The following is an 11259-nucleotide window of genomic DNA, read 5'->3' as shown; positions in this document are numbered from 1 at the left end:
GATGGCCGAGCCGGCCCCGGACCTGCTGCGCCTGCTCGGCGTGCCGGGGATCGAGGCGCTGCACCCGCAGCCCGCGTGGCCGCCGCGCCCCTACGACCGCAGGCTGCGCGCGCCGATCGGGCTGGACCCGGCCGGGGCGCCGGTGGTGCTCGACCTGAAGCAGGTGGAGGCCGGGGGCTTCGGCCCGCACGGCCTGATCGTCGGCGCCGACGGCAGCGGCCGCGACGAGCTGCTGCGCGACGTGCTGCTCGGGCTGGCGCTGACCCACCCGCCGGAGGCGGTGAACTTCGTGCTGCTCGGGCACCGGGACGCGCCGGAGCTGGAGGAGGTGGCCGGACTGCCGCACGTGCTCGGCACGGCGCTGGACCTGGCGCACTGCCCGCGCCAGCGGCGCCGGATGACCGAGCAGCTGCAGGGCGAGGTGGACCGCAGGCACCAGCTCCAGATGGACGGCGGGCACCCGAGGTTCCTGGAGTACCAGGAGGCGATCCAGGCCGGGGACAACCTGCCGCAGCTGCCCGCGATCGTGTGCGCCGTCGCGGGCTACGACGTGCTCGCCGCGGACCCGGCGCTGCGGGAGACCCTGCTCTGGGCGGCCAAGGCCGGTCCGCGCGGCGGGCTGCACCTGGTGCTGACGACCAACGAGATCGACAGCGAGCAGTTCCGCGGCCTCTACAGCCACCTGGCGTGGCGGATCGCCTTGCGCACCAACGACGAGGAGACCTCGCGGATCGCGCTGGGCACCCCGGACGCTGCGCGGCTGCCGGTGCGCAACCCCGGCTCCGGTTTCCTGCGCACCGGGATGACCGGGATCACCGAGTTCCAGGCGGTGACCAGCGGCACCTCGGCCTCCCGGCTGGTCAGGACGCTGGCCGGGTGGAGTCCGCCGCCGCCGACCGCGTGGCTGCCCGCTCCGGCCCCGCACGACCTGGACACCGTGCTGTACCCGCTGGTGATCACCGACGACGGGCGGTTGCTGGCCAAGCACACGCACTTCTCCCCGCAGGAGCGGCTGTCGACGCCGATCGGCGTGCTCGACGACCCGGGGGCGCTCGCGCACTACTCGCTGCTGTTCGACTTCGCCGGACCGCACGGGCACCTGGCCGCCTACGGCCAGCCGGGGTCGGGCACCTCGACGGCGCTGTGCACGCTGCTGGCCTCGCTGGCGCTGCGGCACCCGGCCGACCAGGTCGGCTGCCTGCTGGTGGACCTCGACCCCGGGGACCGGCCGCTGAGCACGCTGCGGGAGCTGGGCAACGTCCTGGGCAGCGCAGGCGCCGACGAGCCCGAGCAGATCGCCGAGCTGGTGTACCGGGCCGGGCAGGTGGTCCGCTCGCGGGAGGCGCTGTTCTCCTCGCTGGGCATCGAGTCGATCGAGGTGCTCCGGCAGCGCAGGCTGCACGGCGAACCGCTGGACGACTGGCCGTCGGACGTGTTCCTGCTCATCGACGGCTGGCCGCAGCTGCGCGAGCGCTTCCCCGACCTGGTGCCGCTGGTGGAGCACCTGGTCGACTCCGGGCCGCTCTACGGCGTGCACCTGGCGCTGGCGACGGACAGCTGGCAGGCGATCGACCGGCAGATGCGGTCCAAGCTGGGCACGACGCTGGAACTGCACGAGGCGGGCCGGGGCGTCGAGGCCGGTGGCCACGACATCCAGGTGGCCCGGCCGCGCATCCAGGGCTGCCCCGACCTGCCGACGCTCGCGGCGACCCTGGCGCGGTTCAGCGCGGTCTCCCCGCAGCCCGCCGCCGTGCCGCAGGAGCCCGTCGCCGAGCTGCCGCCCGAGCCCGTGCTCGAGCCGGAACCGGAGCTCCAACCCGTTGTGCCGCAAGCACCTCAGCCGCGGAGCACGGTGACGTGGGACCCGGAGGCCAACCCGCACTTCGCGGTGTTCGGCGAGGCGGGACCGGAGCGCACCGGGCTGCTGCGCGCGCTGATGCGCGAGGTCACGCAACGGCACCCGGCCACGCAGAGCAAGGTGCTGTTGTTCGACTACCGCAGCGAACTGCGGGACGCGGCGGAGGAGCTGGGCGACCACCTGGTGGGCTACGCCGACGACCCGGAGACGGGCGCGGACATGCTCCGCGACCTGCACGCCTTGCTGCGCAACAGGTTGCCCCCGGTGGAGGTGCCCGCCGCGGCGGTGCGCGAGCGCAACTGGTGGAACGGGCCGGACCTGTACCTCGTCGTCGACGACTACGACGGCGTCAGCGCGGGCCCGATCGGCCTGTCCTGGCTGAGCCCACTGCTGCCGATCGCCGACGACCTGGGCTTCCACCTGCTGCTCTCGTGCACGCCGCGGGTGCCGGAGGACCTGGCCGACGATCCGCTGCTGGACCGGCTGTGCGCGATGTACGCGCCGCGCGAGGGCTGATCAGCCCGCCACGGTGAGCGGGCTCCGGGTCTCGGGCGGCAGCACCTTCGCCGCCTGGGCCCGCAGCCACACGGCCATCGCGACCAGTCCGGCGACCTCGATCGCGACCACTGCCAGCGTGGAGGGGTCGCGGAGCAGGTAGGCGGAGGTCCAGATGAGCTTGTTGAGCGCCTCCAGCGCGCAGATGACCGCGACCGCGAGCAGTCCGGCCGCGGGGCCCCGCCACACCCTCCGGTAGTGCGCGACCAGGTACGCCGCCGCCCCGATCAGCACGGACACGTCCAGCAGAACCCATGTCGCCCAGCCGAGGCCCATCCAGAGCGCGGTGATGCCCACCAGCGCCACGAGCCACCACTTCGGTTTGAACGGCGCCACGTCGGAGTGGAACCCGACGAGCACGCACAACGGGTACAGCGCGCAGATCACGTAGAACAGCAGCTCGGGCAGGGAGAACGGGTGCGGGCCCGCCATGCTGTACGCCATGAGCGCGACCAGCGCCAGCAGTGCCGCAACCGCGCCGGTCTTCGCCACCCGCCAGGCACCGAAGAGCAGGGCCAGGAACGCCAGCAGAGAGGCGCCGTCGAGGAACACGTTGAGCACCAGGCGCCAGTTCCAGAACAGCGGTGCGGGACCGTGGTAGTGACCGAAGCGGCCGTCGGCTCCGTAGTAGTTGATCGCGTTGAGCTTCGGGACGATCCAGGAGAGCCACTGGTTCAGCGCGGACGCCGACGCGAGCAGCAGCCCGATCAGTCCGATCAGGCGGACGACCTGGCCCTTGACCAGTGCGCGAGGGCTGCCCGTCCGGCCCGGCCACCGGGTGCGGGCGGACAGCGCGATCAGGCTGCCGAACTCGCCCCATCCCGGCCAGCCGAAATCGTGCCGCAGGTCCGCGTCGGGGTCCCGGTTGACGTCCTCGAGGAACGCCGAGACCATCTCCTCCTCGCGCTCGGCCCGGTACCACCGCGGCAGGACCCGCAGCATCCTGCGATAACGCCGTTCCACCAGGGTCATGCCGGCCCTCCCTCGAAGCCCCACGCCCGCAGCCGGGACGCGGCGGCCCTCGCGTTGCTCTCCAGCCGCGAGATCTCGGCGTGCAACGCTCGCGCGCCCTCGTTGGTCAGGCGGTAGTACCGCCGCAGCCTGCCCTGGTGCACCTCGTCCCGGTCGTGTTCGACCAGGCCCGACGCGACCAGCCGGTCCAGGACGCCGTACAGCGTTCCCACCCGCAACCGCACGCGGTCCTCGGTCAGCTCGCTTACCGCGCGCACGATCGCGTAGCCGTGCAGCGTTTCCTCCGCCAGCACGGTCAACACCAGGAATGTCTGTTCGTTCATCGCCTCCGATGCCACGCCATCACTATATATCGTCCTACGATATATACCAACGCCGACCATGGAGAAGGCCCCGCTGCCGAGTTCGGGGGCTCGGCGGCGGGGCCTTCGGTCGGGGCCGGGTCGGCAGGTCTTGGAGACTCCCCAACCTGGCGCTCAGAGGGAGCTGAGCGCCTCGCGGATCGCGGCGAAGCGGGCCGGGGAGGCCAGGCCCGCGTGGTAGACGTGCAGCTCGTCCACTCCGGCCGCCAGGTACCGGTCGAACTCCGCGCGGAGGGCTCCGGCGTCGGCCGGGCGGGGCGGGAGGGCCAGGACGTAGGCGGCCAGCCCGCGATCGGGGCCCGCCAGCGCACGCGCGGCCTCGATGCCCGGGATGCTCGCCTCCGGCCCGGGCCAGCAGGTCACCACCACGGTGTCGATGTCCTCGTTGATCACGGGGGCGACCGTGGCGAACGGGCCTGCGGCCCACGGGTCGGCGTTGCCGTGCACGGAGATCGCCGCTTCGGGGGCCAGCGAACGGATCTCCTTGACCAGCAACGACCTCAGCTCGGCCGCGATACCCGTGCGCACATCCCGGAGCCGCTCGGCGATGTCACCGAGGGCTTCCTCGACGGAGGACGGCGCCGGACCATCCACAGTGGACTTGACCAGCGCGCGCAGCTGCTCAGCGTCCAGGTCGGCCTTGGCGTAGCGCGCGAGACAACCCGAGCAGAAGCACAGGGACAGCAGCTGCTGGTGCACCTTGCCCCAGTCGGCGCCGTCGGTCTTCTCGTGGTGGCCGCCGTGGAAGAAGCCCAGCGGACCACAGGCTTCGAGGATGACGCCCTCCGGCTGACCGAGCGTGACGACCTCGCGAACCAGGGTCGAGCAGTACTCGACAACGTCCTCATTGGACGGGCACAGGGCGTAGGGGTACAGATCGCCGAAGGCGTTGCGCACCACGAGGTCGGGGTTCGCCGAACCCAGGAGGGTCGAGTGCGTCAACACGGTCCACGCGTGCACGGGAAGCCCCGACGAACGCAGGGATTCCCTTGCCTCGCCGAAGGAATCGCCCGGCGCCCAGCTCGGCGCGGGCGGGACGAGCCGCCCCTGCCACTCCGAGGAGCGAACGGGCACGTAGCAGGCCGCGTGCTCAGCGTTGACCATGCGGTGGCCCGGGTGGAACGGGGTCGCGGCGCGGGTCGTGTGGTAGGACGCCGCGAGGGCCACCGCGTCCACACCGAGGCTCGCGATGCGTTCCGCGGCCGCCGGATCGCCCACGACATCCCAGGTGTAGGCGTAGGGAATCTTGGTCACCAACGCGGTCGCTTCCTCTCATAGCTCGGCTCGAAGCGCTGCATGTACCCGGTGTCATCGCGCTGCCGGATGCCGCAGTTCAGGTAGTTCTCGTGCAGCCGCGCCAGCTTGTCACGGTCCAGCTCGACCCCGAGCCCGGGTGTCGTCGGCACCGGCACCGCTCCGTCCACAAAGGACAACACGCCGGGGACCACGACGTCGTCGGCCGCGTTCCACGGGTAGTGCGTGTCGCAGGCGTAGCCCAGGTTCGGCGTGGCCGCGGCGAGGTGGGTCATCGCGGCCAGGCTGATGCCGAGGTGGGAGTTGGAGTGCATGGACAGGCCGATGCCGAAGGTGCGGCAGATCGCGGCCAGCTCCCGCGAGCGGTTCAGCCCGCCCCAGTAGTGGTGGTCGGACAGGATGACCTGCACCGCGTCCAGCGCCACCGACTCCGCCAGGTGCTCGAAGGCGACGACGCACATGTTGGTGGCCAACGGGATGTCCACCTTCGCCGCGACCTCGGCCATGCCGGGGATGCTCGGCGTCGGGTCCTCGAAGTACTCCAGAACGCCGGCCAGCTCCCCCGCGACGCGCACGGACGTCTCCGTGGACCACGCGGCGTTCGGGTCGATGCGCAGCGGGTGGTCCGGGAAAGCCTCGCGCAGCGCGCGAATCGCCTCGATCTCCTGCTCCGGCGGGAAGACACCGCCTTTGAGCTTGATCGACCCGAAGCCGTACTCGCCGATCATCTTCCGCGCCTGCGCGACGATGCCGTCCGGCGTGACCGCCTCGCCCCACTCGTCGTCCGGCGCCCCGGGATGCCCTGCCCACTTGTAGAAGAGGTACGCGCTGTAGGGAACTTCAGACCGCACGGCGCCGCCGAGCAGGTCGCTCACCGGCCGTCCGAGGATCTTGCCCTGGACGTCCAGGCAGGCCACCTCGAACGGCGAGAACACGCGATCGACGGTGCCCTCGGCGGTGATCTGGCCGGTGAGGCCGTGCTTGTCCGGGTTGCTGGTTCCGCCGAGCACGTCGCAAACCCTGGCGCGCAGGGCGTTCGTCGCGAAGACGTCGAGCCCGGCGAGCCGCGGCGCCACCGCGTTCAGCAGGTCGAGGTGGCCCTGGTCGCCGTAGCTCTCGCCGAGCCCGGAGACGCCGTCCTCGGTGACCACCTCGATGATGCTGCGCAGCGCCCACGGTTCGTGCACGCCTGCCGAGTTCAGCAGTGGCGGATCCGCGAAGGCGATCGGCGTGATGACGACCTCGCGGATCTTCACAGCAGCTCCAGGCCCTTGGCGATGATCCGGTCCAGCTCGCGCACGTGCTCCGGTGACGGGTCCACCAGCGGCGCGCGCACCGAACCGACTTCGAGGCCGCGCAACCGGACTCCGGCCTTCACCAGCGAGACCGCGTAGCCGGGCACGGAGTCGCGCAGCTCGACCAGCGGACGGAAGAACTCGCTGAGGAACGTGTTGACCTGCGAGGTGTTGCCGGTGGTGACCGCGTCGTAGAACGCCAATGAGATCTGGGGGGCGAAGCAGAAGACCGCGGAGGAGTACAGCTCCACACCGATGCCCCGGTAGGCGGGCACCGTCATCTCGGCGGTGGGCAGCCCGTTGAAGAACTGGAACGGCTTGTGCACGGCGCCGCGGACCGCGAGCACGATGCGCTGCATCTGGTCCAGGTCGCCGAGCCCGTCCTTGAAACCGACCACGGTGGGCAGGTTCGCCGCCCGCACCGCGCTCTCCGGCGTGAACACCGCGTTGTTGCGCTGGTAGACGATCAGCGGGAGGTCCGAGGCGGACGCGACCTGCTCCACGTAGTCGACCAGCCCGTCCGGCGGGGAGCCCACGAGGTAGGGCGGCAGCAGCAACACGCCGTCGGCGCCCGCGCGCTGGGCGATCGCGGCGTACCGGCGCGCCAGCGGCAGCGGGCCGCCCGCGCCCGCGAAGACCGGGGCCTTGCCCGCAGTGGCCTCGACCGCGACGCGGACGACGCGCTCGTACTCCTCGGGCTCCAACGCGTGGAACTCGCCGGTGCCGCAGGCCGCGAAGACGCCGCCGGGTCCCGCGTCCACCCCGTGCTTCACGTGCTCGGCCAGCACCCCCTCGGCCAGCTCGCCGGTCCCGGTGAACGGCGTCACCGGGAAGAACAGCACTCCATCCAGCTGCATGTGAGACCTCACGCGAGTCATCCCTTCACCGCACCGGAGGTGATGCCGCGAAGGAAGGATTTCTGAAGGGACAGGTACACCAGCAGGCTGGGCACCAGGGCGAGCAACGCGCCCGCGAGCACGACTCCCGGACCGACCTGGTCGTCGGAGCGCAGCGAGGCGAGGGCGACGGTGAGGGTGTAGTCGGCGGGCTCGGTGGCCACGATCAGCGGGAGCAGGTACTGGTCCCAGATCATGGTGAAGCCGAACACCGCGACGACGCCGAGGGCCGGGCGGCACAGCGGGAGGATGATCTGCGCGAAGATGCGCAGCTCGCTCGCACCGTCCACTTTGGCCGCTTCCTCCAGCTCGACCGGGATCTCCCGCATGAACTCGGTCATCACGAAGATGGAGAACCCCCAGGCGCCCAGGGGGAGGACCACGCCGAGCAACGTCCCCTTGAGGCCGAGCTGGCCGATCGTCAGCGACAGCGGGATGGCGATGACCTCCTCGGGGAGCATCATCGTGGTGAGCACGGCGAGCATCACCAGCGCCTGCGCGCGGAACTTCTTGCGCGCCAGGGCGTACGCGGCGAACACGCTCACCGACACCTGCAGCAGCAGCCCACCGCCCGCGATCACCAGCGAGTTGACCAGGTAGCCCCAGATCCCGCGCTCCCCCGCGACCTCGAAGTTGATCGTCGAGGGGTTGTTCGGCAGCAGCGAGAGCTTCGTCGGGTCCGGGCTGTGGTCGAACGCGCCGGAGAACACGGTGATCAGCGGACCGCAGAAGACCAGCAGCGCGGCGCAGCACATGGCCGCCCTGCCCACCATGCCCACACGGCTCGGCCCCCAGCCGAGGGCCGTGTCGCAGCGCCGGGCGACTCCGGAGGTCACATGGCCTCCTTGCGCCGCCGGTAGTACTGCACGAGCAGGGTCAGCAACAGGGTCACCAGGAACAGCACCACCGAACCGGCCGAGGCGACCCCGAGTTCGTTACGCTCGAAGCCGAGGGAGAACACCCGGGTCATCCACACGTCCGTCGAACCCGCCGGGCCGCCGCCGGTGAGCACGTAGACCTCGGTGAACACGCGCAGGCCGCGGATCGCCGCCAGGGTGAGCAGGATCGTGATCACCGGGCGCAGCGCGGGAAGCGTGACGTGGCGCAGCCGCTGCAGCGTCGTGGCGCCGTCGATCGCGGAGGACTCGTAGAGCTGGCGGTCGATCCCGGCCAGCCCGGCCAGGATGATCACCATGTCGTAGGGGGCGCCCTTCCAGATGCCGACGCCCATCACCGACCAGAGCGCGGTGTCCGGGCTGTCCAGGAACGGTTGCGCGCCGATGCCGAACCAGCCGAGGACCGAGTTCAGGAAGCCCTCGTCGGCCGGGAAGTACAGCAGCCGCCAGATCTCACCGACCACCGCGGTCGCGGCCACCACGGGCAGGAAGACCGCAGAGCGCACGAACCACAAGGAGCGCGCGGTGCCTTCGAGCAGCAGCGCCAAGGCGAAGCCGAGGACCATCGAGCCCACGGTCTGCCCGAACGCCAGGACCAGCGTGCGGCCCAGCGCGGACTGGAAGCGCTCGTCGGTGAGCACCGTGACGTAGTTGTCCATCCCCACCCACACGTCACCGAGGAACGGGCGGACGTTGAACAGGCTCAGCCGGATGCCCTCGGCCATCGGGACGTACTTGAACAGCAGGAAGATCAACAGAGCCGGGGCCAGGAACAGCCACGGGACAAGGGATCCCGTGAGGCGGCGACGGTGCCGCCGCCTCACGGGGTGGAGCCCGACGGCACCGCCGCCACTAGCCGCCGGGTCCACGTCCTTGGTGGCCAGGGTGGTCACTTGGCCATCCCCTGGGATTTCAGCTCCTTGTTCAGGTTCGCGGCGAGCTTGCCCAGCTCGGCGCGGATGTCCGTGCCGCAGCGGGCGAAGAGCGCGTTCAGCGTCTCCGCGGTCTGCTGGCGGAACGGCTGGAAGTTCGGCACGTTGGGGAACGGGCGGGCGCTCTCGGCGTAGACCTTGGCGACCGTGCTCCACCTCGGGTCGTTGTAGACCGCGTTCACGTCCACCTTGGAGTTGACCGGAAGACGCACGACCGGACGCGGGACTCCTTGCATACCGGCCTTCTGCGCATCCGGCGAGACCATGAACTCGGCGAGCTTCTTCTGGTCGGCGGGCCGCGCGGAACCGGCCATCAGGTACATGTTCTCGCCCTCGCCGAGCACCGTGGAACCGTGGGGGCCCTTGGGCGAGGCGATGACCTCGTACTTGTCCTTGCCGGGAGCCTTGTCGAAACGGCCCATCATGTAGGGCCCGGTCAGGTAGATCCCGGCCTTGCCCTGTTCGAAGAACGTGTGCGCGTCGTTGGTGATCGTGGTGAGCGCGCCGGGCTGGACCACTGAATGCCCTCCCGCGACGGTGTCGCAGAACATCCCACGCAGCCATTCCACCGCGGCAACGGTTCCGGGCGAGTCCACCGCGACGCGGTACTTCCCGCCTTCCTCGGCGAGGATGTCGCCGCCCGCCTGCCAGAGGTAGGAGGAGGCCCACCACGCGAGGTAGCCGCGATCGGTGGAGCCCGGCACGAGCATGCCGTAGGTGTCGCTCTGCCCGTTGCCGTCCGGATCGCCCGTGGTGAACGCCTTCGCCAGATCGACGAGTTCGGCCCACGTGGTCGGTACCGGCTTGCCCAGCTTCTCGCGCCAGTCCTTGCGGATGAAGGTGGCTTGGGCCTGCGTGGAGACCGGGACGCCGTAGAACTTGCCGTCCGCGCCCTTCGCGTTGTTCCAGGCGCGCTCGACCAGGTCCGCACCGCCCGCGAACCCGGCCCGGTCGATCTCGGTGACCATGCCCTGGGACTGGTAGACGCCGAGCGCGCTGACGTCGGTGATCACCAGGTCCGGCAGGTCCCGCGAGGCGGCCCGCTCCTGCATGCGCTTGTCGAAGTCGTTGTAGACCGGCTTGTAGTCGATCTTGATGCCGGTCTTGGCCGTGAAGTCCGAGAAGATCTTCTCGTAGACCTTCGCGGTGTCTTCGAGACTGCGCGTCCAGACCTCCAGCGGGGCGTTGGGATCGCCCTGCGGCGCACTCGTCCCGCACCCCGCGACGAGGAGCGATGCCGCCGCCAGCACGGCCGCGCTACGCCGGACTCCGGACATCAGCCCCTCCTCTGGAAGTTCACATTTCTGAACGCGAGTCGTACTTGTGAACGAACAAGGGGGACTGTAAGAATCGGCTCCACGCGCTGTCAAGAGGTCGGCGCGCCGGGAATCGAGGAGGCGGTCGTGACCGCCGACGCAATTACCTCAGCGGAGGCGAAGTCATGACTGAAGCGGTCTCAGGAAACTCAAGCCGCCCCGCCGCGGTGAAGTCGGCCGACCGCACGGTCGAACTGCTGGAGGTACTGGCCTCCTTCGACCGCAGGATGACGCTGACCGAGCTGCACCGCGAGCTGAGCTATCCCAAGTCCAGCCTGTACATGCTGTTGCAGACCCTGGTCGCGCGCGGCTGGATCGAGGTCGACCCGGATCGCGGCACCTACGGCATCGGTGTGCGCGCGCTGCTCGTCGGAACGTCCTACCTGGACCACGATCCCGTTGTGCGCACGGCGATCCGGCTGATGGAGCAGATCCGGCTGGAGATCAACGAGACGGTCCACCTCGCCCGGCTGGACGGACCGAACGTGGTCTACCTGGCCAGTCGCGAGTCCGAGCACCACCTGCGCGTGGTCTCCCGCGTCGGCCGCAGGCTGCCCGCGTTCAGCACGGCGCTCGGCAAGGCCGTGCTGTCCACTCGCCCTCCGGAGGAGCTGGATTCCTTGCTGCCGGAAGAGATGACGCCGCTCACCGCGAACACCGTGACCAACCCGGACGCGCTGCGGGCACAGCTGGCCGAGTTCCGCTCGCTGGGTTACGCCTTCGAACGCGAGGAGAACACCCCCGGCCTGTGCTGCTTCGCCGTGGCACTGCCCTACCGCAGCCCGGTCACCGACGCCCTCAGCTGCTCGGTGCCCGTCGCCCGCCTCGACGACGAGCACGAGCGCCAGGTCATCGCCGCGCTGCTCGGCGCGGCGCGCACGCTCAGCGAACTGCTCCGCCAGCCCGGTCTCACCAGTCTCTAG

General features: G+C 70.5%; 10 protein-coding genes. 2 read left to right on the top strand and 8 right to left on the bottom strand.

Translation table 11 applies throughout. The annotated features are described in order from the left end of the window. Position 1: 1 nt before the first annotated feature. Complete coding sequence (locus BLT28_RS36940) at positions 2 to 2374, top strand: FtsK/SpoIIIE domain-containing protein (RefSeq protein WP_162184817.1); 2373 nt, start codon at positions 2 to 4, stop codon at positions 2372 to 2374. Here the strand turns inward: BLT28_RS36940 and BLT28_RS36935 are convergent, their stop codons facing one another. The 8 genes from BLT28_RS36935 to BLT28_RS36900 all read right to left on the bottom strand — a co-directional run bounded on the left by BLT28_RS36935 (position 2375) and on the right by BLT28_RS36900 (position 10297). Further along, complete coding sequence (locus tag BLT28_RS36935; RefSeq protein ID WP_030428537.1) at positions 2375 to 3385, bottom strand: hypothetical protein; 1011 nt, start codon at positions 3383 to 3385, stop codon at positions 2375 to 2377. It abuts the gene before it with no gap. Further along, complete coding sequence (locus BLT28_RS36930) at positions 3382 to 3708, bottom strand: PadR family transcriptional regulator (RefSeq protein ID WP_030428538.1); 327 nt, start codon at positions 3706 to 3708, stop codon at positions 3382 to 3384. The genes BLT28_RS36935 and BLT28_RS36930 overlap by 4 nt, the downstream gene beginning before the upstream one ends. 153 nt (positions 3709 to 3861) lie before the next feature. Continuing rightward, positions 3862 to 5001 (bottom strand): hypothetical protein, encoded by a 1140-nt coding sequence (locus BLT28_RS36925; RefSeq protein ID WP_231950543.1) that lies wholly within the window; start codon positions 4999 to 5001, stop codon positions 3862 to 3864. Beyond that, entirely contained in the window at positions 4998 to 6257 is a 1260-nt protein-coding gene (locus tag BLT28_RS36920) for a glucarate dehydratase family protein (RefSeq protein WP_030428540.1), read from the bottom strand. Before BLT28_RS36920 ends, BLT28_RS36925 begins: the two co-directional genes overlap by 4 nt. After that, positions 6254 to 7174: a 5-dehydro-4-deoxyglucarate dehydratase gene (locus tag BLT28_RS36915; protein ID WP_231950542.1), complete on the bottom strand. Its 921-nt coding sequence runs from the start codon at positions 7172 to 7174 to the stop codon at positions 6254 to 6256. Before BLT28_RS36915 ends, BLT28_RS36920 begins: the two co-directional genes overlap by 4 nt. Further along, entirely contained in the window at positions 7171 to 8028 is an 858-nt protein-coding gene (locus BLT28_RS36910; protein WP_030428542.1) for a carbohydrate ABC transporter permease, read from the bottom strand. Before BLT28_RS36910 ends, BLT28_RS36915 begins: the two co-directional genes overlap by 4 nt. After that, positions 8025 to 8981 (bottom strand): carbohydrate ABC transporter permease, encoded by a 957-nt coding sequence (locus BLT28_RS36905; protein WP_081900160.1) that lies wholly within the window; start codon positions 8979 to 8981, stop codon positions 8025 to 8027. Before BLT28_RS36905 ends, BLT28_RS36910 begins: the two co-directional genes overlap by 4 nt. Beyond that, a complete protein-coding gene (locus BLT28_RS36900) occupies positions 8978 to 10297 on the bottom strand; it encodes an ABC transporter substrate-binding protein (protein ID WP_030428544.1) in 1320 nt (439 codons plus the stop codon). Before BLT28_RS36900 ends, BLT28_RS36905 begins: the two co-directional genes overlap by 4 nt. Positions 10298 to 10461: 164 nt before the next feature. Between BLT28_RS36900 and BLT28_RS36895 the strand changes: the two genes are divergently transcribed. Further along, positions 10462 to 11259 (top strand): IclR family transcriptional regulator, encoded by a 798-nt coding sequence (locus BLT28_RS36895; protein ID WP_030428545.1) that lies wholly within the window; start codon positions 10462 to 10464, stop codon positions 11257 to 11259.

It is taken from the genome of Allokutzneria albata, from assembly GCF_900103775.1.
In the GTDB taxonomy this organism is placed as follows: Bacteria; Actinomycetota; Actinomycetes; order Mycobacteriales; family Pseudonocardiaceae; genus Allokutzneria; species Allokutzneria albata.
Note: the sequence above shows the minus strand (reverse complement) of the source record. Positions and strands in the feature narration are given on the sequence as shown.

What these genes read in the sequence shown, in the direction of transcription:
- BLT28_RS36940 (WP_162184817.1), top strand. Translation starts at nt 2, where the DNA reads ATGGCCGAGCCGGCCCCGGACCTGCTGCGCCTGCTCGGCGTGCCGGGG.
- BLT28_RS36935 (WP_030428537.1), bottom strand. Translation starts at nt 3,385, where the DNA reads ATGACCCTGGTGGAACGGCGTTATCGCAGGATGCTGCGGGTCCTGCCG.
- BLT28_RS36930 (WP_030428538.1), bottom strand. Translation starts at nt 3,708, where the DNA reads ATGAACGAACAGACATTCCTGGTGTTGACCGTGCTGGCGGAGGAAACG.
- BLT28_RS36915 (WP_231950542.1), bottom strand. Translation starts at nt 7,174, where the DNA reads ATGACTCGCGTGAGGTCTCACATGCAGCTGGATGGAGTGCTGTTCTTC.
- BLT28_RS36900 (WP_030428544.1), bottom strand. Translation starts at nt 10,297, where the DNA reads ATGTCCGGAGTCCGGCGTAGCGCGGCCGTGCTGGCGGCGGCATCGCTC.
- BLT28_RS36895 (WP_030428545.1), top strand. Translation starts at nt 10,462, where the DNA reads ATGACTGAAGCGGTCTCAGGAAACTCAAGCCGCCCCGCCGCGGTGAAG.